Consider the following 25711-nt stretch of genomic DNA (forward strand, 5'->3'; position numbering starts at 1 on the left):
TCGCGTCGCGAGCTGGCGTGGTAGCGCCGGCATTTCAGGGACACTCGGCCCGGCCTACGGCTCCCCTCAACTGCGGGACGTGGTGTGAAACCGGTCCCGGTAGGCCCTGGGGCTGATGCCGAGGTGATTGAGGAACACGCGTCGCAGCGTTTCGGGAGACCCGAAGCCGGCCAGTCGCGCGGTGTCACCCACGCTGTGGCCGGCGTCGAGTGCCGCGCGCGCTACGTCGACTCGGATCATTTCGACGTAGCGTGCCGGCGTCGTACCCAACTCGGACTGAAATAGCCGAGTCAGCTGGCGCGTGCTCAGCGATGCACGGGCGGCGAGCTTGGCCACGCTGTGGTCGCTGCCTGGTTCAGCGGTCACCGCCTGCGTAATCACCCGCAGTGCGGAGCCCGGCGGGGGATCCGCCTCAACGAGAGCGGAGAACTGCGACTGCCCGCCCGCACGTTTGAGATAGACCACCAGCGACCGCGCCACCTCGCGAACCAACTCCGACCCGTAATCCATTTCGACCAGGGCCAGCGCAAGGTCGATGCCCGACGACACACCCGCGGAGGTGTACACGTCGCCGTCACGCACAAAGATCGCGTCGGGCTCGACGCGCACCGCAGGGAAGGCTCGGGCCATCAGGCTGGTGTGGCGCCAGTGCGTGGTGGCGCGCCGGCCGTCGAGCAGTCCCGCCTGCGCCAGAATGAACGCACCGGTGCAGACCGATGCCAGGCGATGCGTGTGGCCCGGCACCGCCTTGAGTGCCGCGACGAGTCCTGGGTCGATCGGCCGTCCAATGAGCACATCGCCGCCGGCGACCATAACCGTGTCCGCGGACTCAATCGACGAGATGCGCGTGGTGACAGCGAATCGCGTTCCGATCGTGGTGATTACGTCGTTTCCGTCCACCGATGCGATCTGCAGCGAATAGTTCGCGCCGAATCGGTTGGCCTCGGCGAATACCTCGGCGGGACCGGCTGCGTCCAGCAGTTTCACGCCGTCGAAGACGACGATCACCACTTCGCGAGGCTCACCCACCTGTCCATTGTGCGGACCGTGTCGCATTTTGTGGGATTGACGGCCCGAACTCATCAGCACCGTTCCCCTGGATCGGCGCAGAGTAGTCACAGGCCCACCCAAGGAGACGAAATCATGACCGCTCAATCGATCGAAACCATCGCCGGCATCGTCGTCCCGGACACCGCTCTGGTGCGCGACGTGACGGAGTTCATTCGCAGCGCAGAGGATGAACTGCTCTTCAACCACTCGCGCCGGGTATTCCTTTTCGGTGCACTGCAGGGGCAGCGCCGCGGCCTGCAGCCCGACCTTGAGTTGCTGTACGTCGGCGCGATGTTTCATGACATCGGTTTGACCGCGCCCTACCGCGCCTCCCAGGGACGTTTTGAGGTCGACGGCGCCAACGCGGCGCGTGACTTCCTGCTGGAGCGGGGTTATGACGCGGCCGACGCCAGGAAGGTATGGCTGAGCATTGCACTGCACACGACGCCCGGCATTCCCGAGTTCCTGGATCCCGAAATCGCTTTGGTGACAGCCGGTGTCGAAACCGACGTGCTCGGTATCGAGCGCGACGATCTGTCCAGCGAGGCTCTTGCCGCGGTGACCGCCGCCCACCCGCGTCCGGACTTCAAGAACCGCATCCTGTCGGCCTTCAACGAGGGCATGAAGCACCGTCCGCAGAGCACGTTCGGCACGGTCAATGACGACGTGCTGGCCTACTTCGACCCGGATTTCGTCCGCGACAACTTCGTCGACATCATCCGCGGCAACTCCTGGCCCGAATGAGGGGTGCAGAGATGACCACATCAGTAGCCACAACTCGCCGTAAAACCAACGAGATCAAAGCATTTCAGGCCCCGGCCGGTCTGTTCGACAATCTGCAGAAGGTGCTCGTCGATCTGATCGAGCTGCATCTGCAGGGCAAGCAGGCGCATTGGAATGTCGTCGGAACGAACTTCCGCGATCTGCATCTGCAACTTGACAGCCTTGTCGACATCGCGCGCGAAGCCAGCGACACCATCGCCGAGCGGATGCGTGCTCTGGATGCAGTTCCCGACGGGCGTTCGGACACCGTCGTCGCTTCCACCACCGTTCCGGCCTTTCCGCCGGGCCTGCGCAGCGGCTCTGAGGCGGTCGAGATGATCGCGATCCGAATCTATGCCGTCGTGGACACCCTGCGCACGGTGCACGACGACGTCGACGCCGCCGACCCGACGACAGCGGACGTGGTGCACGCGATAATCGACGATCTGGAGAAGCAGGCATGGCTGCTGAAGTCGGAAAACGGCACAGCCTGACCAGCAAAAACTCCCGCTCTTCCTGGCGATTTGGATAGGTAGTCATACGTTGGGTAACCTTGCGTTTACCGACGCGGGGTGGAGCAGCTCGGTAGCTCGCTGGGCTCATAACCCAGAGGTCGCAGGTTCGAATCCTGTCCCCGCTACTAGCGGAAATGGCCCTCAGGCAACAGCCTGGGGGCCATTTCCTATGCGGTTGGGAACACTATTGGGAACATTAGCGTCGGTAACGATTTTGTGGAACGGCGTCGCGATTGTCGATGAGCTGCGGCGAGCGAACTGCCAGGGCCGAACGCGAACCTGCGGTAGGGCGCACCGACACCGCCGTCAATGGCTCTCCGGGCAGCCCCGGCGAGCTAGCCGAACGCCCTATCGCCGGAAATGGTCAGTGCGACTGCCCGGTTTCCGATCATGAATGATATCGACTGCCTCTGCCCTGAGCGCCTCCCGGGCGGCGGCCTTCTCTTCAGCTGTACCAGCGTTGCGAATGCGCGCGAAATCAGCGTTCGGGATTTCGCAAACGCCGGCAATGGGGCCGTGTTCGATGTGCTGGCGTACAGCGTTGATGGTCCACGCGTTGGCATTGGGTGTGCCGTAGTGCTGAAGATTCTCGGCGAGTAGCAATGCGCGGGCCTGCTCCTCATCGCCGCCTATGACCAACCAGTCGGCGCCGGGGTTGCGGGCGAACCAGGATCCATCGGACTGTTTGGTCACCACGGACTCATAGAGAAACGCCACGCCGCGGTCCCGCATGACGCGTTCGACGCCGGCTTGGGTTTCTATAGCCATCCGAATCCCTCCTCCCTGTGATGCGTTGGCCGCTGCGCCGCAGCGTCCGTTTCGAGGACGCATGGAGCAAGCCTGCGCTACCACGTGGCCGTCAAAGCCATCCAACCAGGACTAAGCAGGCTGCCCCTGCGCCAAACGAGAAACCCCGACTGACGCCCACGCCGATCTGCACCACAAACGGACCATGGCGGACCCGATGCAAGGGTGTTTGGCAGTAGATGGCAGTGGCTGGACTCGTTTTGCTGATGACGGTGATGCAGTATCACGCACTATGAACAACATTTCTTCACGGACAACGCTTGGAACGCTGCGCGCAGTCGTTGGTGCAATCTCCTTAATTGCTCCCGTAACCGCAGCACGTGCCTTCGGGGCTGATCCCGATCGCTCTAACCGGTGGATCACCCGATTGTTTGGTTCACGTGAACTTGTTCTGGCCGCCAGTCTGCTGACCGCCTCGAACGAGCAGGTCTACCACGTGGCGGTGGCAGGTGCTGTGATCGATTCCTTGGACGTGGTCTCCACTGTTGTGGAGCGCGCGCGTGGTCGCATTTCGGTGTGGACGGTGCTCAGCGGAGGCGCGGGCGCCGCATTGTTCGTCGGTCTGGGACTAGACGCGGCGCGCCGAGCGCAGCAAGCGGGTCGGACACTCATTCACGCGGCGAATGCGTAAACCTGGGAGACTTTCGGCTCCGGTTGAAGTCTGAGCGGCCTGCGGCGGGCGGGTTCCAGTCAGCGTCGCTACTGGTCTAACTCTGGGCCGGCGTCAACACGGCATGTCGCTTCGAGAGAAATCACCGCCTACGATTCGCCGCGTGTCGGCGTCGGGTGTTGAAGCTGGGCAACGTCCGATTCATGACCTGCGTCAGCCTAAACACGCGCGACCACTTGTCCGCTGGCGAACACCAGATGGAGGTTTCAAAATGGTTGGGACACAGTGCTTTTGTGCCGATGCTGACCATTCGCGGACTAAATCAGCGAATGCGAGCGGACCGTACCGCATCGTTGGCCGCGGATCAGTAGTCGCCAGCAGGAAAATTGCGCTGTCGCAATGCTGTTCGGCAGGTTGACGTCTTCCGCCGTCTACTCAGTCTTATCGGGCGGCTTGAGGCCGGACACCCACTTGAGATTCCTGAGATCGTTCCAGAGTCAACCTACTGCGATGTGCGTGGCTGATTTCTTGTCGATGCGGGCGCGGCGAGCCGCCACCGGCAAGCAAAGTCCTTAGAACTTCACCGCGAGGTCCTGGCGAGCCAGTCTGTGAACGCCCCAGAAGTAGGTGACGAACGGCATGGTGCACCACAGGAGGTTCAGGACGACGAACTTGACCCACATCTCGACAGGGCTCGTCATGCTGTGCAGATTGTTCGCGATCTCCACCCCGAAGTAGACCGCCGGCAGCGTCACCTCGACGATCATCCCGCCCATGATGAAGGAGAGTTGTGTGCTGCTGAACCGCTTACCGTTTCGGAAGAACTGCACCATTGCATACGCCTCAAAGAGCCCTACGAAGAAGGCGATCCACTCGAGCACGACGATGAGCGGGTCGCCGTTGAGGTAACGGGAGTCGCCTCCGAGCAGGATGGGCGACCACATGTAGGTCCACAGCGCACCATGGTGCACACCGTCTCTGATCTGGTCAAAAGCCAAGAGCCACGGTAGTTCCCAAATAAACCGTGGAATCAGGGCGATGAAGACCCAGACAATCACCATCGAACCCAGTCGTTCCGACCGCGTGCGGTCACGTTGGCCGGGAAGCGGTAGCCACGGCAGTGCAAGCGCCGTCACGAAACAGCCCACCACCAAGGCGACCAACGTAGTGGACGCGACGACGTGAGACACCCCGGCATGAAATTCGAGGTACCAGAACACCGCATGGATGACGAAGAAGAACGCCAGGACGCCGAAGAGCGACTTCTGCAGAAACGAAAGTCCCTGCTTCGCCGTCACTGCTCGCTGATCGTCTCAGTCATGCGTTCGACTTTCGTCGCGCACGGTTAGCTGCATGACCAAAGCATGGCACGCGCCATGTTTTGTGGCAAGGGTCGGCTCGCCGCGATTGCGCAGGTGAGCGTGTACGGTGCTGACGAGCGGGGAACGTTGGGCAGGTCTTAAGCTGATTTCGATGAGGCAACGCGGCGAGCCGGGCGGATTGCGACGGTGACTGCGGGCAGACGCACCGCTCCGCGTCGTCCGATTGCCGGTCGGCAACAGCGGGGTGACCGGACCCGAGAACTGCTGATCGACGAGACGATTCGGTGCATTCGCGAGGAAGGCTTCTCGGCGGCGAGTGCTCGGCACATCATTGAACGAGCCGGAATGAGTTGGGGTGTCATTCAGCATCACTTCGGGGACCGGGATGGTCTGCTGACTGCGGTGATAGACGATGCCGTTGACCGCCTCGTCGCATCGCTTGAGGTGTTGTCTGATCCGGCGTTGGTCATGGACACCGAAGAGTTGGTGCGAGCGACGTGGGAGGCTTTCGCGAACCCAAGAGCGATGGCCGGGTTGGAGATTCTCATCTCGACCAAGGAGTTGCGCGCTGGGCTTGATGGGCAACACCTGGAACGCCTCGGCGCGGCGTTGGCGGCTCTGAATGCCCGACTGAGTACTGAGACCAACCGTGAATATTCCGTTGCGCTGGGCATGCTGCTGTGGACGACGCCAGTAGCAATGATGCTCGCCGAGATGTTCGCCTCGCCTCCGCTAGACACTATGAATGCCCAGAAAGCAGTGGCGAAACTGATCGATGAACATCGTTGAGCCAACGGCTCCGTTGAACCGGGCCGAGCGGCGATTCTGAGCATCGGTTCGCACCGGGCCGATCCATTGAGCTCGCTGGCGTGCAGAGATGAAGGTGCTCAGGAATTGAAGTGCCCCTCTGCGCTGCAAGGCTGTAGCGGATTCGCCCAATCTCTTCCGACGGACAGGCATGTTGCTCGTCGCGGTGCAAACCCGTGGTCATTGTGTATGTCACCGGCGGGTCTCGGCGTGGACGACTATTCGGGGCTCGTCAGGAAGGTTGCCTCGCGCCATAAACGATTCGCGTTGTCTCCGTCGAGCGCGTACTTGGCGACGCCGCTCGTACGGCCGAGGCTATGCGGGCGTTCGGTAACAACGTCAGCTTCGTTGTTGTTCTCGAAGTACCGTCCGCCGATCCCTTCGACGAGCGGCGATGCTGCCAGCAGCACCGATGTTGAGGCGCCTTGTTCAACGGTTTTCTGGAACTCCTCAGGAGTGCGCAGTCCGCCAGTGTGCTTCTGGAGTCCGGTGGCGATCGCGCCCGGATTCAGTGCGTTGGAGACGATTCCGTCATCGGCCCACCGTTCAGTCACTTCGACAGCCAGCAGTACGGTCGCGGTCTTCGACTGACCGTAAGCGGTCATCGGATCGTATGGTCGAAATCGATAATGGAGGTCGTCGAACACCACAGGCGAAAACAGGTGCCCCGTGGAACTGACCGACACTACGCGCGCGCCGCCAGCCGAGGCGAGAGGCTCCCGCAGTTCAACGGCGAGCGCGAAATGGCCAAGATAGTTGCTTGCAAATTGCATTTCGCACCCCAAGTCACTGCGCTGCAGTTCGGGCAACGCCATGACTCCGGCATTGTTGACCAGGATGTGCAGCGGACCTGTCCACGCCCGCGCGAATGCGGACACCGATGTGAGATCGGACAGGTCGAGTAAACGCGCCTCGATGGCGTCATTTCCCGTGGCGCGCCGCAGCTTTTCGGAGACACTCTGGCCCGCGTCGAGTCGGCGCACCCCCAGCACGACCTCGGCGCCGGCCGCCGCCAATACGCGCGCGGTCTCCACACCCAATCCGCTTGTGGCACCGGTGATCACCGCCCGCTTGCCGGTGAGGTCGACTCCACAAATGACCTCGTCGGCCGTCGACTCGAATCCGAACGGCGTGGTGAGCTTCTGCATTAGCTGAGTTCCGCTCCGTCGTGGGGATTAGTGCCGTGAATTCGTTGCTGTCGGTGTCCAACACCATGCCGAAGATCTTCGCCGTTGCGGGACCCGCGGGTGACCTTCGGAGCAGGTAGAGGTCATAGTCGGGTGACGCGAGATGGCCGACTGCGAGCCTGCCTGATTCGTACATGTCTGACAGGTCGTCACCTTGTTCGGTGCGGTAGGCGTCGAGCAGGCCCCGCCGGCGCAGTTCACCCTGGCCGCGCACCACGACCGCAACGGTGCGCCCGAGCGCCTCTGCGTTGAGGGTGTCTTCGCTGTAAAGCACGATGATGTCCTGCGGCAGGCCAGTTGGTAGGCCTCCGCGGCGGAGACGGCTCGGCCGGATCAGTTCGCCGTCGCGGTGGCCAGCGCTCGCGGCAGAAAGTCGCGAATGTACCCGCTGATCTCCTCGCCGTGGGTTTCCAGCGCGAAATGGCCAGCGTCGAGAAGGTGGAATTCTCCGTTGGGGAAGTCGCGGCGGAACGCTTCCGCCCCAGGGGCGCCGAAGATTTCGTCGTTCTTGCCCCAGGTGACCAGCAGGGGCGGTTGGTGGGTGCGGAAGTACTCCTGGAACGCGGGGTAGCCGTCGAGGTTGAACTGGTAGTCCCAGAACAGCTGCAACTGGATGGCGTCGTTGTCTTTGCGGTCCAAGCCGAGTTGGTCGAGCTGCCAGGTTTCGGGCGCGATCCGGTCCAGCCGATCGGTGGGTACGCCGTGGGTGTACTGCCAATGGGTGGTTTCGGGGGTGAACTTTTCACGCGCGCATTCCTCATTGGCGGCGCGATCCTTCGCGTGAGCGAACAGAATGTCCCAAAACGGAGTGAACCCCTCCATGTACGCGTTGCCGCTCTGCGTGATCAACGCGGTAATGCGTTCGGGACGACGGCTGGCGATCCGCAGTCCGATCGGAGCGCCATAGTCGTGGATGTATAGGGCGAACCGGTCCAGTCCGAGGTGCGTGATCAAACCCTCGGTGATCTCGGTGAGGCGGTCAAAGCTGTAGGTGAACTGAGTCGTAGTCGGCATCGCCGAGCGGCCGAAGCCAATGTGGTCGGGAGCCACCAGGTGATATTCGTCGGCCAGGGAGTTGATCAGGTTGCGAAACATGTGCGAGCTGGACGGAAAGCCGTGCAGCAGTAGCAACGTGGGGTGGTTGGGATCGCCCGCTTCGCGGTAGAACACCTCGAGTCCCTCGATCGAGGCCGTGTTGTACCGGGTGGCAAAAGCACTCATGGACGTCACCTATTCGGAAGCTGCCGCCAAGTGGTCCGGCCGGCAGGACAGTGGGCTTGCTTGGTAAGCGTGTCGGCGCCGCCGCCGACACCTGAAGCCGACCACGGAACCGCGCCGGCGCGAATCCAGGATGAACCCCAGTGGTCAGACGAATGGGCGTTTGACCGACTGACGTTTGACCCGCAAACGTTGCCGCGCGACATCAGGACGTCTTAGGGAGTCGAAGCCCGCGCATCGCTGTCAGACTGCACTGGTCAGATCTAGGCTCTATCTCTTAGCAAATCGCACCGTTGAGTGGCCTGTCTCCACCGGTGATAGGCATGGGGTAACACATTGCACGATGATCAGAACGACTGTGCTGGTGCGACCCGTGCCCTCCTAGGGCGGGCTGCGGAGTGCGCGATGCTCGAGCGGCTCGCTACTGATGTCCGGAATGGCTTCAGCGGCTCGCTGGTGTTCGTCGGTGAACCCGGTGTCGGCAAGACCCGCCTATTGCAGTACATGGCGGACACCGCTGTTGAGGTGACGATCCGTTGGATTATCGGAACGCAATCGGAGTTGCGGTTGGGCTTCGCTGCGCTGCACCGACTCGTCCTGCCCTATCTCGATCGCCTCGACCGGCTTGCTGGCCCGCACCGCGATGCGCTGGAGGTGACGTTCGGCCTCAGCGCCGGGCCGCCACCGAACCGATTCCTGTTGAGCCTGGCCGCGTTGGCGCTACTGTCTGACGTTGCCGCGGATGGCCCGGTGGTCTGCCTGGTCGACGACGCCCAGTGGTTGGACCAGGAATCACTTAGTGTGCTCGGATTCATCGCCAGGCGCCTATATGCCGACCCCATCGCCTTCGTGTTCAGCGCCCGCGAGCACGCCGGAGACCTCACGACGCTAGACGGACTGGCAACGCGGCGGATCGCGGCACTGGATCCCGCGGCAGCTCACACCATCCTCGCCGAGGTCGTGCCCGGACCACTGGATCCGCGAGTGTCAGCGCGCGTGATCGAGGAAACCGGCGGCAACCCGTTGGCAATGCTGGAGCTGCTCGGAGAACTCACCGCTGAGCAGCTGGCCGGCCGGTTCCCTTTGCCGCGCCGCCTCCCGGTCGGGCGTCGGGTAGACGTTCACTTCCTGGCGCAGGTCGCCAACCTGTCACCGGAGGCGCGCAGCGTTCTCCTGATCGCTGCTGCCGGCGGCGACGAAGAGCCATCGATATTGTGGCGAGCTGCTGCGCTGCTGGGCATAGCCGCGGCGGCGGCTAATCTGGCTGTGCAGCAGGGGATCGTGTCGCTAGAGCCGCGCATCGCCTTCCGTCATCCCCTCATCCGCTCGGCGGTGTATGACGGAGCGACACCAGAGGAGCTTCAGCGCGTTCACGACGCGCTGGCCTCGGTGGCCCGTCGTGACGGTGATGACGACCGGGCAGCCTGGCACCGGGCAGCCGCCGTGACGACTCCGGAGGAGACGATCGCGGCCGACCTGCAGGCCTCGGCGGCGCGAGCTCAGCGCAGGGGTGGCTACACCATGCAGGCTGCTTTCTTGACGCGCGCCGCTGAGCTGTCGCCCGATACCCGAGACCGTGCGCTGCGGTATCTCGCTGCCGCGCAGGCCCATCTCGCGGCCGGCGACGGCCCTCTCGCCGAGGCCCTGCTGGACTTGGCGACTCCGGGACTCGACGACGCCGGCATGCACGTGGCAGTGCAACGCCTGCGCGCAGCGATTTCGGTGTTCTTCTCACGACACAAAGACGCCCCCGCCATCCTGCTGGATGCGGCGACGAGGGTGGAACCAGGCGACGTGTCCCTGATCCGACAAATTCTGTTCGATGCCATGCAAGCCGCGATCGTCGCCCGCCAATACACCGCGGGAACGACGCTGGAAGAGGTGGCGCACGCTGTGCTGGGGGCCGTCAGGGACCCTTGTCGGCCACCCACCGGCAACGACCTGCTTCTGGACGGTTTCGCAACTCGAATCGCCAGCGATTATGCGAAAGCGGTCCCATTGCTGCGGGCTGCGGTGGCAATGATGTTCACCGACGAGACTGCAGCGCACGTCGACATCCCGTCGACGATCCTGGGATGGTTCGCCGCCGACGACGTATGGGATGAACAAGGTCGACGGGCGATGTTCGAACGCGCCCAAGCAATCGAGCGACGCCAAGGGGCGCTGGGGGCGATGCGGATCACCCTGGCGGGGCTCTCGACGAGCCAGGCTTGGGCAGGGCAAATGAACGACGCCGAAAACAGCTATAGCGAGGCGGCCGAGATCTCGGCGCTGATCGGAGTGCCACCTCCCGCGACGACCGGAGTGCTACTGGAAGTACGCGCATGGCAGGGCCGCGAAAGCGAGAGCCGCAAGGTGGCGTCCTCAACCGCGGACTGGGGTCGTCAGAAGGGCGCCTCGATTCTGGAGATCTTCGCGCTGATGGGTCTGACCGTCTTGGAACTCGGGCTAGGTCGGTACCCAGAGGCGCTCGGATGGGGATTGCAGATATTCCACGATGACCCGCCGGGCTTCGGGAACCGAGTGCTGCCTGAGGTCGTAGAGGCCGGCGTGCGTGGGGGAGACCGAGCCGCCGCCCAGGCCGCGCTGTCGCGACTGACCGAACGCGCCACCGCCGCGTCCACTCCGTGGGCCCTCGGTCTGCTGGCTCGGTCGCGGGCATTGATGACTACCGACCCTGACGCCGAGCCCTACTATATGGAAGCCATCGGGCTGCTGGCGGCGACCGCAGTGCGCACCGAACTCGCGCGTGCGCATCTGCTTTACGGCGAGTGGCTTCGCCGTCAGAAACGTCGCCGCGACGCGGAGGTACAACTGCGCACGGCCTATGACATGTTCACCGCGATGGGAGCCGCCGCATTCGCCGGCCGCGCGAGTGCCGAGCGGCGCGCCGCAGGCCAAGCCACGGTAGACGCGCCGCAGGCACACCATCCGCTCGGCCTCACACCACAGGAGGCTCAGGTGGCACGCCAAGCCGGCGAGGGCGCGACCAACGCTGAAATCGCCAGTCGGCTGTTCATCACGACGTCCACCGTGGAATACCACCTCAGCAAAGTGTTCCGAAAACTAGGCGTGACGTCGCGCCGCCAACTTGCCTCCGCGCTCTCTGAAGGCCCGGAGCGGCATCTGGGTACCAACTCACGTTGGCTCGAGTGACCGACTGGGGCTTTTCCCGGATTCGACGGTCGTGGCGCCGTGCTGTGCTGGCCGAACCACTCCCTTGCACACGACATGGTTGCTCGGCAACCCCTCACCGTGCTGAAAGGCGGTCGCATGCCCTTCATCTCCGTCGATGTGGAGAACACCACCGATATCGACCTGTACTACGAGGACCACGGCAACGGTCAGCCCGTCGTCCTGATCGACGGCTTTCCCTTCGGCGGGCATACCTGGGAGAAACAAGTCCCAGCATTACTGGGCGCCTGATACCGCGTAATTACCTACGACCGGCGCGGATTCGGCCGCTCCGGCCAAGCGACCATCGGCTATGACTACGACACCTTCGCCGCGGACCTCAACACTTTAATCGAGGTCCGCGACGTGACCGATGTTGTCCTGGCTGGATTCTCGATGGGCACCGGTGAGGTAAGTCGGTATTTGGGAACCTATGGGTCAGCCAGGATCGACAAGGCGGTTCTCGTGGCTGCCCTGGAGCCATTTCTGCTGCGAACCGACACCAACCCGGCCGGTCTGGACGGCGCGCTATTCGCCTCGGCCCTGGCCGCCGCGGTCAAAGATCGCTACGCGTTCCTCCACCAGTTCCTCACCGACGTCTATAACACCGAAGAGACACTCGATACCCGCATCAGCGGCGACATCATCGAAAGCTTATGGAAGGTCGCGTGTTCGGGGTCGGCCTACGCATCGGTGGCCGCGGTGATCACGTGGACCACCGACTTTCGGGCCGACGTCGCGAAGATCGCCCCGCCTCATACCTCAACGGCCGGCCAGGCGCGGCAGCGGCGCGGTGAACCCCGAAGCTCACCACGAGGATGACTTGTACCGAAAGGTGCTGTGACTGGGAGCAGTGTCCGCTGCTGCAGGCGCGGGGTTTGCGTTCATGGTCTTGGGGGTAAATGGGGGGGTCGAGTTCAGTCAAGAGCCCGTCGATCCAGCTGTTAGCCGGAGAGAAGAGGCTCGATGAGGGAATCGTCGGATGAGTACGCCGATGTCACGGCGAAGTTTCACCAGTTGAACGAGCTAGATCCCGAATCTGGCGCCTACCGGCAGCAGCGCGATGTGATCATCGAGCGCTGCCTACCGCTCGCTGACCACATCGCGCGCCGGTTTCAGGGCCGCGGCGAGGGCTTTGATGATCTTGTTCAAGTGGCTCGGGTGGGTTTGGTCAATGCGGTGAATCGCTTCGACGTCGAAAACGGTTCAGAATTCGTGTCTTTCGCTGTTCCCACGATCATGGGGGAAGTTCGTCGGCACTTCCGTGATCACGGATGGGCGGTCAAAGTACCGCGACGGATCAAGGAGCTGCACCCGCAGTTGAAAGCGGCCACCCAGGAGCTTTCGCGCGTGCTTCACCGCTCTCCCAACGCCACCGAAATCGCCGAATACCTGGGAATCGACCGCGCGCTGGTGGTGGATGCGCTGATCGCCGGGAGCAACTACTCGGTCTTGTCCATTGATGTCCCTCGCGGAGAAGACGACACCTCGGGGTCGTTCGCCGACACGATAGGGGCACCGGATCCAGGACTGGACAACGTTCTCAGTGTGCAGACCGTCCGCCCTCTGATTGCGGCGCTGCCGGAGCGTGAGCAAACGGTGATCAAGCTGCGTTTCTTCGATGAGATGACGCAAAGCGACATCGCTGAGCGGATCGGTTGCTCGCAAATGCACGTCTCACGTCTACTCGCCAGAGCCCTGGCAAAGTTGCGCGAAGGCGCTGGCAAATCCGACCTCGCCGCAACAGGTTAGGAGGACTTTCTCCTGTTGTCTCTCGCTATCGCGGCCAGCGCGTCGTCAAGCGTGTCGTGGACCGAAAGCTCTGCATGGAGCCCGGTCGCTTCAAGCGGCCTGCGGGTGACCCGGCCCGTTGCGACCACCGCGAATTCCGCCCAGCCGAGGACGTCGTGCTTGGCCTGCAACAAAACTCCGATGCCCGCGGATCCGAGGAACAGCACCGCGGACAGGTCGATGATCAACGCAGACGGCCGCTCGGCAAGAACGTCGACGACAAAAGCCATCAGAACCGACGCGTTGCTCGTGTCGACTTCGCCCTCGACCTTGACTACCGCCACACCGTGGTGGTGCTCAACCGAGAAGGCCATCAAATCATCTAGCGACATTGTTCACCTCCGGGTGTCTCCTGGTACGTCTGCCTGGGGCAATGCAGCTTTATCGTGTCATCGGCGCACCACTGGCGAAGCGCCGGGCCTCGTAGTGCGATCACGCCCGCGCCGGGCACGCAAGCCACGGGGGTAAGAGTCAACAATGGACACTATTGCCGCGATCCGCGAGGAGCGGCCACCGACATTTGCCGGCCAGTGGAGTGCCACGCCACAACATGTCGTCACCTCGCGGCACCAACTCGCGCAATGGCTCAAAAGCGTTGCCTTGGAGCCGGATCGGTCTCAAGAAATCCTGCTCGCCGTTAGCGAAGCTGTCACCAACGCAATGGAACACGGAAGCTGCTTCGACCCCACCATGCCGGTGTCACTGCAGGCAACGCTGCGCGGCGAATCGCTCACCGTAGCCGTCAACGATCAAGGTCGCTGGATCGAACCCTCGATCGCATCTCCCGCCCCAACCCAGTTGCGGGGACGCGGCCTGCATCTGATCAACGCACTCGCCGATAACGTCGACATCGCAGGGTCGGCGCACGGCACCCAAATCACGATGCGGTTCGACGCAGCAGAACACCGCCACGACGACATGCGGCCCGAAAAGAGTTGAGCCCTTCACACAGCGGGGGTTTCTCCGGTTGATTGGAAGATGACTCGACGCCCAATCTGGACCGCGTGGTCAGCGAAGCGCTCATAAAACCGGCCCAGCAGTGTGACGTCGACAGCAGCGGAGACGCCGTGCTGCCAGTCTTTTTCTCTTAACAGGCTGAACAACTGCCGGTGCAGGTCATTCATTTGTTCGTCGTCACGACTGATCTCCGCGGCTCGTTCGGAATCACGGGAGATCACAACATCTTTGGCACTCTCGCCGAGTTCTACTGCGATTCTGCCCATTTCGGCGAAGTAACTTCTTATGTCCTCGGGCACGGTGCCGGCTGGGTGTCGGCGCCGGGCGATCTTGGCGACGTGCAGTGCCAGACCGCCCATTCTTTCGGCGTCGGCAACATTTTGCAGGCAGCCGACCACTGTCCTCAGATCGGCTGCCACCGGTGCCTGCAACGCCAGGAGTACAAAAGCCTTCTCCTCCGCGTCGGTTTGCATGCCGGCCAACCGTTCGTGGTTGCCGATGACCTGCTCGGCCACCGGTAAGTCGGCATTCAACAGCGCCTCGGTAGCCTGCGCCATCGCTACGCCTGCCAACCAGCACATCTGACTCAGCGTCTCGATCAGAGAATCAAGCTGCTCATGGAACGCGGTACGCATCTCGTCAGCCTAGAAGGCCCTATGTCCGGTGCAACCTATCCGGTGGACGCATCGTTAACAGAGTTTTGCTGATAGGTGAAAGGGGTTCCCGGCTGGAGCAGGGCCGGAGAAGCTTATTGTTGAGTAAGTTCCAAGAAGGGCAGAGATGGCGCTATCTGGCTTGTTGACGCGGATTGTCGGCTTCCTGCGAGCGGGCTATCCGGAAGGCGTTCCATTGCGCGACTACGTTCCTCTTCTGGCGCTTCTTCGCCGGCGTCTCTCTGATGACGATGTCATCGCCGTTGCCGCGCAAGTGATCTCAGGCAAAAGTGTTCCGGCTGACGGCACCGATGTGCGAGTCGCCATCACCAAACTCACCGACGAATTGCCTTCGCCCGAAGACACACAGCGGGTGAAGCAACGACTGGACGCGGTCGGCTGGCCGATCAGTGACGACTTCGGCGATCCGGGCAACGGTCCCAAGTAATTCCGATCGTCGCCGAACGCTGCGGAGTGGTCGGCCAACTGGAGAAGGTCGACCACTCGTGGCGTGCCTCAGTCCAGGTCGGCGAGAGCCTTTCGGGCGGCTTCGAGTTCGGCTTCTAGTGCGGCGACCCTGGCCGCTTGCTGAGAGCGGGCTTCTTCGATGACCTCGTCAATGGGCGTGGACAGATCTTCGTGCAGCTCTTTGGCCGCGCGGGAAACGGCGGCGGCCGCGATCGCGAGATTACGCGCCAGGTAGGTGGTGCCCTGCTTGAGTTCGGCGCGCCATTCGCCGTCGGCGGTGCCGGTGACGGTGAGGGTCAACTCGAGAGTCTTGGTCTTCTTTCCGAGAGCTTTCTTGGCGGGAGCCTTGTCGGGCTTCGCTGTCACATCCGCGCCCGAGGCAGGTGCCTTTTGAGCTGACGTACTGCCTGACGGCGTAGCACTAACTACGTCATCGGGAGCGTTCAAGTCGGCGGACAACGCTTCTGCGGTCAGTGTGTCTACGGTCATCTCTGCGGAGAACTCCTTCTCGACATCGCCCGCGTTGAGCGGGCTGCGGCGAGAGCCATTAGAACACAAGTTCGATTGGCGAGCTCAACTCGGCGCGCGGCCACCCTTCGATTCTCGGTCAGCGGTATTGCTCACACGCCTCTTCGTGTCCTTGGTGGTAGCCGATGCAGTGCTGGTAGTCCTCGTTGAACACCTCGGTGCCGAATGCCAGCACTAGCACGATGAGCACCGGGACGACCGCAGCGATCGTTCCGAGCACAATGCCGGCCACCGCGACCCCACCGTTGGTGGCTTCGCCGCGCTTGACCCGTGATCGCGCGGCCAGGCCGATGATCAACGCAACCAAGCCGAGGATGACACCACCCAGCAGCGTGACGCTCACTGCGAGGGCGACGATGCCCACGATGAGTGACGCAACACCGAGGCCGTTCTTCGGAGGGGTCCGCGTTGCCCCCATGAATCCCCAATAAGGCTGCGGGGCACCAGGATAGGGGCCCGCGTGATACGGAGGGGGCGGAGCGTCCGGAAACTCTGTCATCAACACTCCGACTGTCGTTGCGGGTTAAGGCTGGAAACCCTGACACACCAGGTTCGCTAACAGCTCACTAACGCTAGCCGCAAAGCGCTAAGCTATCCCTTTTGCGAAGCATGTGACGCTTATGATTTGCGAGGCTAGCTGAGTATGGCCCGCTTATGTGCTTGACGTCCATGGACGTTGGCGGGAGGTTTGCTGTAGTGCGCTCGGAGGATCAGTACGCTCGCCTGTCGGCTTCTCAGCCGCCCGGTGTAGTACTGCGGGCCGATGGCAAACACGGCGAGACCGATCGATTGTCATCATTGGATTCGTTCGAAGTGGTTGGTACGCAACCAGAGCCGATGTTCGATGACTTGACGGAGTTGGCCGCGCACGTGTGTGGCACGCCAATCGCCTTGGTCGGCTTTATCGATGCCGAGCAGCAGTGGTTCAAGTCTCGGCACGGCCTGGACGGGTTGACCCACATTCCGCGTGCGGATTCATTCTGCGCCGACCTGCTTGGCAGCACGGGAGTTGTCGAGATTCCCGATGCTCGGCTGGATTCGCGTTTCGCCGCCAATCCCTGGGTGGCGGGGCGGCCCTACCTACGTTTCTATGCGGGAACGCCGCTGATCAGTGCCGACGGTCACGCCTTGGGCACGTTGTGTGTGCTCGACCTCGTACCCCGGAGGCTGACCGACCCGCAGCGGCGTTGCCTGGAAGTGCTTGCCGCTCAGGTCATGAGCCAACTGGAAGTGCGGCGTCAAGCCAAACTGTTGGCGCTGGAGGTGGCGGCTCGACTGGAGGCCGATGCCGCGTTGCTTGAACAGCAGCGGTTGCTCGACGCTGTCCTCGAACACACCGATGTCTTGATCTATGCCAAGGACCTCTCCGGTCGATTCGTCATAACAAATCCTGCTCTCGAACAAGTAACTCAGTTGCCGGGCGGCGTGCTGGGCCGTACCGACCATGAATTGTTCGAGCTGGAACTCGCTGACACGTATCGTCACAACGATCTACGTATCATTGAAAGGCGTGAGCCTCAGGTTTTCGTCGAAGACCTGATTCATGCAGACGGTTCGGTCCACACCTATCGGTCGAACAAGTTTCCGCTGATCAACTAGGCGGGCATGGTGTTGGGGATCGGCGGTGTATCGACCGACGTGACCGAACTTGCCGCCGCGCGAGCGGCTCATCAGGAGGCCGAGCAGCGCTGGCGTGCGCTGGTTGAGCAATCTCCGATCGCGGTTGCCGTCGTCGGCGCCGACGGGCGAGCGGCCTACCTCAATCCGCAGGCCATCACCTTGTTCGGGGCCGACTGCACGGCTGAGGACGCTAGCGGGCCGACGCTCGACTTCATGCTGATGAACACCGGACCGCAAAGTCGAGGATTGCTGGCCGGCGTACTGGACGGGGGACCTCCGCTACGGGGTCGCAGAACCACCATCCAGCAGATCGGTGGCACCCACGGCACCGTCGAGGTCAGTGCCACTCGGATCGAGTACCGAGGTGCCGCTGCCGTCCAGTTGGAGTTGCGTGACGTCACTGACGCGGCAGCAGCTGAGGCCGACCTGGAGCGCTCCGCATCGACGGATCCCTTGACCGGCTTACTCAATCGCCGAGGCTGGGATCTCCAACTGCCGGCTTTGATCGCCGACGCCCGCGACCTGAAAGGCTCGTTGATCGTTGCCCTGATCGACCTCGACCGGTTCAAGGCCTACAACGACCGCAACGGCCACCACGCCGGTGATGTGCTGCTTCGTGGATTTGCTGACACGGTCCGCGCGGTCCTGGGACGTTGCGATGTCTTCGCCCGGTGGGGCGGCGAGGAGTTCATCTTGGCACTGCCCGACATCACACCCGAGGGTGCCGTACGCATCTTGCAGCGGGTTCGCGCGAGTGTTCCCTCAGACCAGACCTGCTCGATCGGCTTCACCCCGTGGGAGGCCCCCGAGTCGCTCACGGACGCCGTCGCTCGCGCCGATCGAGCCCTCTACCAGGCCAAAGACCGGGGCCGCGACCAGCTGGCCTGGTTGGAGAGGGTGCCGCGACTACCGCGCCGTCAGACTCAGGATTCGGATCCGAGGCTGGAGCAGCACCGCCGTTAACGCGGCTTGAGCCGGAAGATCGGGTCGTAGGCCCGCCCGACACGAGTAGCCAGCCATACGCGTTTGTGCTGATGTTTGATGCTCGTCGGAGCCGCATGCTGACTGGCATGATCGATCTACGTGCGGACATGCCGCCGGTGGACTGGAGCGACGTCGATGTGAGCGAGTTGCCGACGGGAACGGTGACGTTGCTCCTGGCCGACGTCGAGGGCTCGACGCGGCTATGGGAAACCCGGCCGGACGAAATGAGAGCCGCAGTGGCGCGCCTGGACCAAGCCCTGTCCGTGGCTGTCGCGGCGCACGACGGCGTCCGACCGGTTGAACAAGGCGAGGGCGACAGCTTCGTCATCGCGTTCAGGCGCGCGTCGGACGCGGTCGCCTGCGCGCTCCAACTGCAGCAGGCGCCGCTGCTCCCGATCCTGTTGCGTATCGGGGTACACACCGGCGAGGTCCGACTGCGAGATGAGGGCAACTACATCGGCCCGACGATCAACCGCACCGCGCGGTTGCGCGATCTGGGCCACGGCGGCCAGACGCTGTTGTCGGGCGCGACCGAGCCGTTGGTGATCGATCAGCTCCCACCTGGCGCCTGGCTGATCGACCTTGGGGCGCACCCGCTGCGTGACCTGCCCCGTCCCGAACGAGTGGCTCAGTTATGCCACCAAGACCTCCGTGACACCTTCCCGCCGCTTCGGGCGACCAGTGCCGTCGCCGCCCACAACCTCCCGGTTCAGCTCACGAGTTTCATTGGGCGCCAAGCGAAGATGGCGAGTCTGCGCGAAACTTTGGCCGGCAACCCGCTCGTCACGCTGACCGGAGCCGGCGGGGTTGGCAAGACGCGCCTGGCAGTGCAGGTCGCCGGCGATCTGGCGGACAGGTTCCCCGGCGGCGTGTGGTACGTCGACCTGGCGCCGGTCACAGTCCCGCAGTTGGTCCCGGTCACCGTGACCCGCACGCTGGGTCTGCCGGACCAACCCGGGCAGTCGACGACCGAAACGCTGCTGCGATTTGTGCGCGACCGCGAGATGTTGATGGTGCTGGACAACTGCGAGCACCTCATTGACGCCAGTGCCGAACTGGCCGTTGCACTTCTGGGTGCGGCGCCGCGGCTGTCGGTGCTCGCAACGAGCCGTGAGCCGCTCGGCGTGACCGGCGAAGCCGCCTGGCAGGTCCCATCGCTGTCGCTGGCCGACGAGGCGATCGAGTTGTTCGCCGATCGTGCCCGCCTGATTCAGGCGGACTTCGCCATGAACGATGACAACGTCGCTGCCGTAGCCGAGATTTGCCGGCGCCTCGACGGCATCCCGTTGGCGATCGAACTCGCGGCCGCCCGGGTGCGCGCGCTGTCGCTGGCGGACATCGTGGGCAGCCTGCATGACCGCTTTCGTCTGTTGACCGGTGGTTCCCGCACGGCGGTGCGTCGCCAGCAGACGTTGCGCGCCTCGGTCGATTGGTCGCACGCACTGCTCACCGAAACCGAACGCACGCTGTTCCGCCGGTTAGCCGTGTTCTTCGGCGGATTCGACTTGGACGCCGCCCGGACTGTCGCCGGCGCCGGCACCATTGAGAGCTACCAGGTGCTGGATCAACTCAGCCTGCTCGTCGACAAATCACTCGTGGTGGCGGAAAACACAAGCGGTCCAACGCGATACCGGCTGCTCGAAACTGTGCGCCAGTACGCGCAGGAGAAACTCGGCGAATCCGGCGAAGCCGATGCCGTCCGGTCTCGGCACCGCGACTACTACGTGTCGATAGCGGCCGCGCTCGACGAGCCGGCGGGCAGCGATTACGTGCGCCGCGTCGAGCGTGCCGAAGCTGAGATGGAAAATTTGCGGAGCGCATTCGGCTGGAGCCTGGACAACTCCGACGTCGAACTGGCGTTGGCGCAGGCGTCATCGCTGCAGCCGCTGTGGTTCCGGGGCGGGCACCTACGCGAGGGACTGGCGTGGTTCGATGCCGCGTTCGCCGAGCAGCGGAAGCGTGAAGTTCGAGTGCCCCCTGCTGTCTACGCACGAGCGCTTGCCGACAACGCGCTGCTCGGCACGCAAGTCGGCGTCGCCGACGCTTTGGACACAGCGCGAAAGGCGTTGGAAATAGCCCGCGGGGTCGACTACGAGGCGGTCTTGGCGCGGGCGCTGGCGGCCTGCGCCCTCATCGCCAGCTTTGGCTACACGGCCGAGGCGACCCAGCCGTATTTTTCCGAGGCGCTGGGCCTGACCCGAGCGATAGGCGACCGTTGGACGTTGAGTCAGCTGCTCGCCTGGCAGGGTTGGGGGGCAATCATCTCCGGAGACGTGAGCACGGCTCGCGCGGCCGGTGCAGAGGGCCGCGATCTTGCTGATTCGCTTGGGCACGTTGCCAATTCGCTGTGGTGCCGGATCGTCCTCGGGTGGGCGCTGTGGTACGACGGCGATTTGGCAGGTGCCGCTGCGCAGTTCGGCGCTGTTGCGGCCGAAGGCCAGCGCGTTCACGATGTCGTTGCGAACATGGATGGCCTGCAAGGCCTTGCATACACGCTCGCCTACCAGGGCGAGGTGGACGCCGCACGAAGCACGGCCAACACGCTCCTCGAGGCCGCCAAAGTGAGCGATTTGCTTACCGGGGTCGCCCATTCCGCGTCGGGCGTCGCGGCCCTGGCTGCCGGTGACGTGAACAAAGCCCGAGAAGCGTGCGAGCTGGCGTGGCAGTCCCTCAGCGTTCAGCCGCCGACGGCAGCCGTGTGGCGCGCCTACAACGCGCAGTGCGCGCAGGCCAGCGGGGACCTCGACGCAGCCCGGCGCTGGGCCGATGACGCTGTCACCCATGCGACAGGCTGGCACCTGGCTGTGGCGCTGACTGCACGCGCACACGTGGCGATCGCACAAGGGGAGCCAGAGCAGGCCGAATCCGACGCTCACGACGCTCTCACGCGAACTGCAGACGTCGGGGCAAACCTGCTCGTGCCCAACATATTTGAGTGCCTGGCCGCAGTCGCGACGAAAGCCGGTCGGCACCGCGCCGGAGCCCGGCTCTTCGGCGCGGCCGAAGCCACCTGGCAGCGCATCGGCGCGGTTCGGTTCAAGATCTACGACTCCGAATATGAAGCGGCGGTCGCGGCAGTGCGTAATGAGTTGGGCGACGACGAATTTGAGGCCGCATGGGCCGAGGGCGCCGGCCTGTCCACCGACGAAGCTATCTCCTACGCCCAGCGTGGCCGCGGCGAACGCAGGCGACCGGCGACGGGCTGGGCGTCACTCACGCCGTCGGAGACCGACGTCGTCCGTCTGGTGTGTGAAGGCCTGGGAAATAAGGACATTGCAACCCGGCTCTTGGTGTCGCCGCGGACCGTGCAGACCCACCTCACCCACGTCTATAACAAGCTGGGCCTAACTTCCCGGGTGCAGCTCATTCAAGAGGCCGCCCGTCACGAGTAGCCAGCACGCGCGATATCCAGTCAAGCACCGGGGGTGCGACATCATGCAGCGCCGATTCCGCGATGATCCAGTGCGGCAGCGTGGGATGTACCTGGTGTTCAGCGCCGTAGCGCTTGGCGATCTGCCGTGAGGTCCATGCCGCGACGTTTCGATCCTCACCCGCGCTGACGCAGAGGACGGGACAGGTCACGGCCGACGCGTCAACCTTTGCTACCGACGCGCCGACAAGCATCTGGCGGTAGACCTTCCCGGAATCGCGAACAAGTCGAGGGATCAACTCGTCCTGTTCGGCGGCCGGCAGTGTGCAGAGCGGGACTTCGCGCATCGTTCGCGGCGACGGAAGGAATGGCTTGCCCAGCAGAATGTTCGGCATCACCGGGGCTAGGTGCGGAAGCGGTTTCAGCTGCGGCCAAAGGATGCCGGGAGGAACCGAGGCCAGGAGCACCGCGGCGAGTGGATCGCGTGCCGCGGCCAGCTTCTGGGTGAGAAGCCCGCCCATGCTGTGGCCAATGATGACCGGTCGGGCAGGAAGGTTGTCGTAGACGCCGAGTACTGCTTCGAACATCTCGCCAATGCCGGTGCGGCCCAGAACGGCGTCATCCGTGGGATCGCGACCCGGCAAAGTCGCTGCGATGCAATCGAATCCGGATTGGGTGAAAAAGTCGGTCCATGGCTTGAATAATGATGGCCGACCGAATGCTCCGTGTATGAACAGGATTGGCGGACGTGAGCCGCCCCCAGCGTGCCCCATCGCGCCAGTATGCCAGCGGTCTCGATGTCGTTCGACGGAAAAGTGGTCAATGCAAAGAAGTTACAAATATTAACCAGAAGCAACAACGGATTCCGCGGACCACGGCGCCACCGGCGCACCGCTGTCGGCGGAGAGGCCACTTGGCAGATTCTCGGTGACGTTCCAGGTGGCAGCCAGGCGTCCCAGTCCGACGCAGAGTGCGCAGTGCAAACCCAGCGCAACCAGTTGGTCCTCACTGAAGTGCGAGCGCAGGTCGTCGTAGATTGCGTCATCGATGGCGAGGTGGTTAGTCGCAAAGAGATCGGCGAACCTCAATGCGCTGCGCTCCGCCTCCGTCAGATTCGTTGCCTCCGCGGGCCGCTCCAACGAACAGACCGCGTCTTCGGTGAGGCCGTCGTCAATCGCGCTCTGATAGCGGACCGACATGCAACTACGGCACTGGTTGTGAAACGCGATCCGCAGTCGAACCAGTTCCATCAATCGCGGTGCCAGGGCGCCGGTTTCGCGCAGGGCAGCGGTCATTCCGCCTACGGCACCGGCAACGGAGGGAAGGCGGCCCATGATGCCGGCGACGCCGAGATTGATCCGATCCCCCTGGCCGATGTCAGCTGTCGTCATCGCGGCGGCGAACTCGGCCGGTTCAATTCGCGCCATCGCATGCTCCCATCGATCGGATCTGACGCTAGCCGATCGGCTGAGATCTAGTAAGTCTCACGGAAGCCGCCGATCAGCGTGATCGTGTTGCCGTCCGGGTCGTTCAAGGCCGAGAGCCTCACACCCTTGCTCGCGCTCTGGATCTCGCCCGGTTTCAATCCGCGACTGGCCAGCTCGTCGATCGCCGCCTCCAAGTCGTCGACGGCGAGATTCACCGTTGTGCTGCCGGCTTTCTCGGGATCGGCGAATACCTGGATCCAACCCGTGCTCGTTGTTCGCCATTCAACCAACGACGGCATCGGATTGTTGGTCGGCGGGGCTCCCAACAACCGTTGGTACCATCGCGCTGCCGTCTGGATATCCGACACCGGGATCACGGCCAGCAGGTGGTGTGCTCGCACGATGTACCCTCCTTATCTTCCTTCGTGAATGCAGTTCTCTCTGTTTTGACTTCCGCAAACCCGAGAACTCACCGGGATCGCCCTCGGCGAAAAAAGTTCAAATGCGATTCATGGGAAATGCAAATAGTTACACGGGCGTCAGTATTTAATTAGCTGGCCTGCGCTATCTAGGCGCTACTGAATCGCCGAAACTGCTGTTGAAGATCGTCTTTCGGTCGTATCGTCTCCGGCGTTATGGGTTTGCTTGATGTGAGTGCCAAGTTGTCATTGGAGGGCCATTGTGTTCAATTTTTCGGTATTGCCTCCGGAGATCAATTCCTTACGGATGTTCCTCGGTGCGGGTTCCGCGCCGATGCTGCAGGCCGCAGCGGCATGGCAGGGCTTGGCCGACGAACTGGGCGCCGCTGCCAGTTCGTTTTCCTCGGTGACCTCAAATCTGGCAGGCCAGGCTTGGCAAGGCCCGGCCGCCGAGGCGATGACGGCCGCGGCGGCACCCTATGCGGCCTTCCTGAACGCGGCTGCCTCCCGGGCCGTCGGAACGGCCGGCCAGGCCAACGCCGTCGCCAGCTCGTTCGAGGCTGCGAAGGCGACCACCGTTCACCCGTTGGAGGTCGCAGCGAATCGCGACGCCTTCGTACAGTTGGTGCGCTCCAACTTATTTGGCCTCAATGCACCCGCGATCGCGACCGCCGAGAGCATCTACGAGGAGTTCTGGGCGGCCGATGTCGCCGCGCTGACCGGGTACCACGCCGGGGCCTCGGCGGCGGCTGCACAACTGCAGTCTTGGGCCGAACCGCTGACCGGTCTACCCAATCTCGGCGTCGGCAACAAAGGCAGCGCGAACATCGGTAACGGAAACAACGGCGGTGCGGACGGCGGCGGCAATGTCGGTAATGGCAACACCGGTAGCTCCAACTTCGGCGGCGGCAACTTCGGTGACAAGAACATCGGCAGCGGAAATCTCGGCAGTGGCAACTTCGGCATGGGAAATATCGGCGCCGGAAATATTGGCTTCGGAAACAACGGCGCCACCCTCGATGCCGGTGGCAACATCGGCCTGGGCAACTTTGGTAACAACAACGTCGGCCTCGGAAACAACGGCTTCGGAAACCAGGGCGGCGGCAACACCGGAATCGCAAACCAGGGCGCCGGAAACCATGGCAACAACAACATCGGATTCGGCAACACCGGAAACAACAACATCGGGATCGGTCTCACCGGGGACAACCAGCGCGGTATCAATTTCGCCGGGCTGCTCAACTCCGGCAGCGGCAATATCGGCTTCGGCAACTCAGGTAACAACAACATCGGCTTCTTCAACTCTGGCAGTGGCAACATCGGTTTCCTGAGCTCGGGCTTCAACGCCGCTGACCCGGGCGGCCTCAGCAGCCTGGGATTCGGCAACACCGGAGTCGGCAACATCGGGTTCGGGAACTCCGGCCAAGGCGATTTCGGCTTCGGAAATTCGAACGCGTTCAACACCGGCTTCGGCAACTCGGGCCAGTTGAACACCGGATTCGGCAACTCCGGCGCGTTCAACACCGGAATGGACAACTCTGGCAACGGGAACACCTTCGACGGAAATTCGGGCAACTTCAATACGGGTTACTACAACTCGGGCAACGTGAACACGGGCTTTGGAATGGTGACCAACACCGGCCTCCCCAATTCCGGGTTCAACAACATAGGCAATGGAATCTCGGGCCTCAACAATTCCGCGATCGGCAACGGCGCCGGTAATATCTCGGGCTTCTTCAATCAGGCCAGTGGCGGTGCGGCGTTGAACGGCAGGATCTCGGGTTTCTTCAACACCGGCATCACCGGCCCGGTAGGCATGGTCCCGAGCGGGCAATTCAGCGGCGTGCTTTCGGGCTTGTTCAATACGGGCACCGGTGCGGCGGGCTTGTTCGGTCTGGTTCAGGCACTGAAGAACCTCGGCTGAGCCTCAAGACCCGTTATCGCTACGTGATTGGAGTGAGGCAGGGGGCCAGAGCGCCGGTTGTGGCATCAGACACACGCATAATTGGCATTTGCTGCGGTGCGACACTATCTTCTTCGCT

27 protein-coding genes and 1 tRNA gene are annotated in these 25711 nt (G+C 63.1%); 16 read left to right on the plus strand and 12 right to left on the minus strand.

From position 1 onward, the window contains the following. Nucleotides 1-66: 66 nt before the first annotated feature. Nucleotides 67-1056, minus strand: a complete 990-nt coding sequence (locus ACZY1I_RS03695) for a GlxA family transcriptional regulator (protein ID WP_463752896.1) — start codon at nucleotides 1054-1056, stop codon at nucleotides 67-69. Between the two features lie 87 nt (nucleotides 1057-1143). Between ACZY1I_RS03695 and ACZY1I_RS03700 the strand changes: the two genes are divergently transcribed. The 3 genes from ACZY1I_RS03700 (at nucleotide 1144) to ACZY1I_RS03710 (ending at nucleotide 2452) form a co-directional block, all read left to right on the plus strand. Beyond that, nucleotides 1144-1794, plus strand: a complete 651-nt coding sequence (locus ACZY1I_RS03700) for an HD domain-containing protein (RefSeq protein ID WP_463752897.1) — start codon at nucleotides 1144-1146, stop codon at nucleotides 1792-1794. Between the two features lie 11 nt (nucleotides 1795-1805). Further along, the gene (locus ACZY1I_RS03705; RefSeq protein WP_463752898.1) at nucleotides 1806-2306 is read left to right on the plus strand and encodes a Dps family protein; all 501 of its coding nucleotides are present in this window, start codon (nucleotides 1806-1808) and stop codon (nucleotides 2304-2306) included. A gap of 72 nt (nucleotides 2307-2378) precedes the next feature. Next, nucleotides 2379-2452 (plus strand) — tRNA-Met (locus tag ACZY1I_RS03710). Between the two features lie 223 nt (nucleotides 2453-2675). Here the strand turns inward: ACZY1I_RS03710 and ACZY1I_RS03715 are convergent. Next, nucleotides 2676-3095, minus strand: a complete 420-nt coding sequence (locus ACZY1I_RS03715) for a hypothetical protein (RefSeq protein WP_463752899.1) — start codon at nucleotides 3093-3095, stop codon at nucleotides 2676-2678. Nucleotides 3096-3279: 184 nt separating this feature from the next. Here ACZY1I_RS03715 and ACZY1I_RS03720 point away from each other — a divergent pair, with 184 nt between their 5' ends. Continuing rightward, on the plus strand, nucleotides 3280-3765 hold the full coding sequence (locus ACZY1I_RS03720; protein WP_463752900.1) for a hypothetical protein: 486 nt from the start codon (nucleotides 3280-3282) through the stop codon (nucleotides 3763-3765). A 551-nt stretch (nucleotides 3766-4316) separates the two neighbouring features. On the opposite strand, the gene ACZY1I_RS03725 is transcribed toward ACZY1I_RS03720, so the two are convergent. Then, on the minus strand, nucleotides 4317-5042 hold the full coding sequence (locus ACZY1I_RS03725) for a hypothetical protein (RefSeq protein WP_463752902.1): 726 nt from the start codon (nucleotides 5040-5042) through the stop codon (nucleotides 4317-4319). Nucleotides 5043-5252: 210 nt separating this feature from the next. Here ACZY1I_RS03725 and ACZY1I_RS03730 point away from each other — a divergent pair, with 210 nt between their 5' ends. Next, nucleotides 5253-5855, plus strand: a complete 603-nt coding sequence (locus tag ACZY1I_RS03730; RefSeq protein WP_463752903.1) for a TetR/AcrR family transcriptional regulator — start codon at nucleotides 5253-5255, stop codon at nucleotides 5853-5855. A gap of 236 nt (nucleotides 5856-6091) precedes the next feature. Here the strand turns inward: ACZY1I_RS03730 and ACZY1I_RS03735 are convergent, their stop codons facing one another. Continuing rightward, nucleotides 6092-7021, minus strand: a complete 930-nt coding sequence (locus ACZY1I_RS03735; RefSeq protein WP_463752904.1) for an SDR family NAD(P)-dependent oxidoreductase — start codon at nucleotides 7019-7021, stop codon at nucleotides 6092-6094. A gap of 193 nt (nucleotides 7022-7214) precedes the next feature. Here ACZY1I_RS03735 and ACZY1I_RS03740 point away from each other — a divergent pair, with 193 nt between their 5' ends. After that, nucleotides 7215-7364 (plus strand): hypothetical protein, encoded by a 150-nt coding sequence (locus ACZY1I_RS03740; RefSeq protein ID WP_463752905.1) that lies wholly within the window; start codon nucleotides 7215-7217, stop codon nucleotides 7362-7364. A gap of 29 nt (nucleotides 7365-7393) precedes the next feature. Here ACZY1I_RS03740 and ACZY1I_RS03745 read toward each other — a convergent pair whose 3' ends face one another. Next, entirely contained in the window at nucleotides 7394-8281 is an 888-nt protein-coding gene (locus ACZY1I_RS03745) for an alpha/beta fold hydrolase (protein WP_463752906.1), read from the minus strand. Nucleotides 8282-8614: 333 nt separating this feature from the next. On the opposite strand from ACZY1I_RS03745, the gene ACZY1I_RS03750 reads away from it, so the two are divergent. From ACZY1I_RS03750 to ACZY1I_RS03765, 4 genes are all read left to right on the plus strand, one after another. Further along, a complete protein-coding gene (locus ACZY1I_RS03750) occupies nucleotides 8615-11434 on the plus strand; it encodes a helix-turn-helix transcriptional regulator (RefSeq protein ID WP_463752907.1) in 2820 nt (939 codons plus the stop codon). A gap of 117 nt (nucleotides 11435-11551) precedes the next feature. Next, complete coding sequence (locus ACZY1I_RS03755) at nucleotides 11552-11704, plus strand: alpha/beta fold hydrolase (protein WP_463752908.1); 153 nt, start codon at nucleotides 11552-11554, stop codon at nucleotides 11702-11704. A gap of 9 nt (nucleotides 11705-11713) precedes the next feature. Further along, nucleotides 11714-12274 (plus strand): alpha/beta fold hydrolase, encoded by a 561-nt coding sequence (locus tag ACZY1I_RS03760; RefSeq protein WP_463753497.1) that lies wholly within the window; start codon nucleotides 11714-11716, stop codon nucleotides 12272-12274. A gap of 144 nt (nucleotides 12275-12418) precedes the next feature. Next, on the plus strand, nucleotides 12419-13204 hold the full coding sequence (locus ACZY1I_RS03765) for a SigB/SigF/SigG family RNA polymerase sigma factor (RefSeq protein WP_463752909.1): 786 nt from the start codon (nucleotides 12419-12421) through the stop codon (nucleotides 13202-13204). Here the strand turns inward: ACZY1I_RS03765 and ACZY1I_RS03770 are convergent. After that, nucleotides 13201-13575, minus strand: a complete 375-nt coding sequence (locus tag ACZY1I_RS03770; RefSeq protein WP_463752910.1) for an STAS domain-containing protein — start codon at nucleotides 13573-13575, stop codon at nucleotides 13201-13203. The genes ACZY1I_RS03765 and ACZY1I_RS03770 overlap by 4 nt on opposite strands. A gap of 145 nt (nucleotides 13576-13720) precedes the next feature. Between ACZY1I_RS03770 and ACZY1I_RS03775 the strand changes: the two genes are divergently transcribed. Beyond that, entirely contained in the window at nucleotides 13721-14182 is a 462-nt protein-coding gene (locus ACZY1I_RS03775; RefSeq protein WP_463752911.1) for an ATP-binding protein, read from the plus strand. Nucleotides 14183-14187: 5 nt separating this feature from the next. Here the strand turns inward: ACZY1I_RS03775 and phoU are convergent, their stop codons facing one another. Then, nucleotides 14188-14835: a phosphate signaling complex protein PhoU gene (gene phoU / locus ACZY1I_RS03780; protein ID WP_463752912.1), complete on the minus strand. Its 648-nt coding sequence runs from the start codon at nucleotides 14833-14835 to the stop codon at nucleotides 14188-14190. A 145-nt stretch (nucleotides 14836-14980) separates the two neighbouring features. Between phoU and ACZY1I_RS03785 the strand changes: the two genes are divergently transcribed. Next, the gene (locus ACZY1I_RS03785) at nucleotides 14981-15301 is read left to right on the plus strand and encodes a DUF3349 domain-containing protein (RefSeq protein WP_463752913.1); all 321 of its coding nucleotides are present in this window, start codon (nucleotides 14981-14983) and stop codon (nucleotides 15299-15301) included. Nucleotides 15302-15369: 68 nt separating this feature from the next. Here the strand turns inward: ACZY1I_RS03785 and ACZY1I_RS03790 are convergent, their stop codons facing one another. Further along, complete coding sequence (locus ACZY1I_RS03790) at nucleotides 15370-15810, minus strand: DUF6319 family protein (RefSeq protein WP_463752914.1); 441 nt, start codon at nucleotides 15808-15810, stop codon at nucleotides 15370-15372. Nucleotides 15811-15928: 118 nt separating this feature from the next. Beyond that, on the minus strand, nucleotides 15929-16348 hold the full coding sequence (locus tag ACZY1I_RS03795) for a DUF4190 domain-containing protein (RefSeq protein ID WP_463752915.1): 420 nt from the start codon (nucleotides 16346-16348) through the stop codon (nucleotides 15929-15931). Nucleotides 16349-16686: 338 nt separating this feature from the next. Here ACZY1I_RS03795 and ACZY1I_RS03800 point away from each other — a divergent pair, with 338 nt between their 5' ends. The 3 genes from ACZY1I_RS03800 to ACZY1I_RS03810 all read left to right on the plus strand — a co-directional run bounded on the left by ACZY1I_RS03800 (nucleotide 16687) and on the right by ACZY1I_RS03810 (nucleotide 21845). After that, nucleotides 16687-17448: a GAF domain-containing protein gene (locus ACZY1I_RS03800; protein WP_463752916.1), complete on the plus strand. Its 762-nt coding sequence runs from the start codon at nucleotides 16687-16689 to the stop codon at nucleotides 17446-17448. A 6-nt stretch (nucleotides 17449-17454) separates the two neighbouring features. Further along, complete coding sequence (locus ACZY1I_RS03805) at nucleotides 17455-18432, plus strand: sensor domain-containing diguanylate cyclase (RefSeq protein WP_463752917.1); 978 nt, start codon at nucleotides 17455-17457, stop codon at nucleotides 18430-18432. A 107-nt stretch (nucleotides 18433-18539) separates the two neighbouring features. Further along, nucleotides 18540-21845, plus strand: a complete 3306-nt coding sequence (locus ACZY1I_RS03810; RefSeq protein WP_463752919.1) for a LuxR C-terminal-related transcriptional regulator — start codon at nucleotides 18540-18542, stop codon at nucleotides 21843-21845. On the opposite strand, the gene ACZY1I_RS03815 is transcribed toward ACZY1I_RS03810, so the two are convergent. From ACZY1I_RS03815 to ACZY1I_RS03825, 3 genes are all read right to left on the minus strand, one after another. Continuing rightward, nucleotides 21817-22596 (minus strand): alpha/beta hydrolase, encoded by a 780-nt coding sequence (locus ACZY1I_RS03815; protein WP_463752920.1) that lies wholly within the window; start codon nucleotides 22594-22596, stop codon nucleotides 21817-21819. The two genes, ACZY1I_RS03810 and ACZY1I_RS03815, sit on opposite strands and share 29 nt — an antisense overlap. Before the next feature lie 69 nt (nucleotides 22597-22665). Continuing rightward, nucleotides 22666-23250 (minus strand): carboxymuconolactone decarboxylase family protein, encoded by a 585-nt coding sequence (locus ACZY1I_RS03820; RefSeq protein WP_463752921.1) that lies wholly within the window; start codon nucleotides 23248-23250, stop codon nucleotides 22666-22668. 47 nt (nucleotides 23251-23297) lie between these two features. After that, nucleotides 23298-23651 carry a VOC family protein gene (locus ACZY1I_RS03825; protein ID WP_463752922.1) on the minus strand — a complete coding sequence of 118 codons (354 nt, stop codon included), beginning with the start codon at nucleotides 23649-23651 and terminating at the stop codon, nucleotides 23298-23300. Between the two features lie 280 nt (nucleotides 23652-23931). Here ACZY1I_RS03825 and ACZY1I_RS03830 point away from each other — a divergent pair, with 280 nt between their 5' ends. Continuing rightward, on the plus strand, nucleotides 23932-25593 hold the full coding sequence (locus ACZY1I_RS03830; RefSeq protein WP_463752923.1) for a PPE family protein: 1662 nt from the start codon (nucleotides 23932-23934) through the stop codon (nucleotides 25591-25593). The last annotated feature ends 118 nt before the right edge of the window (nucleotides 25594-25711 follow it).

The organism is Mycobacterium sp. IDUB_37 (genome assembly GCF_055419245.1).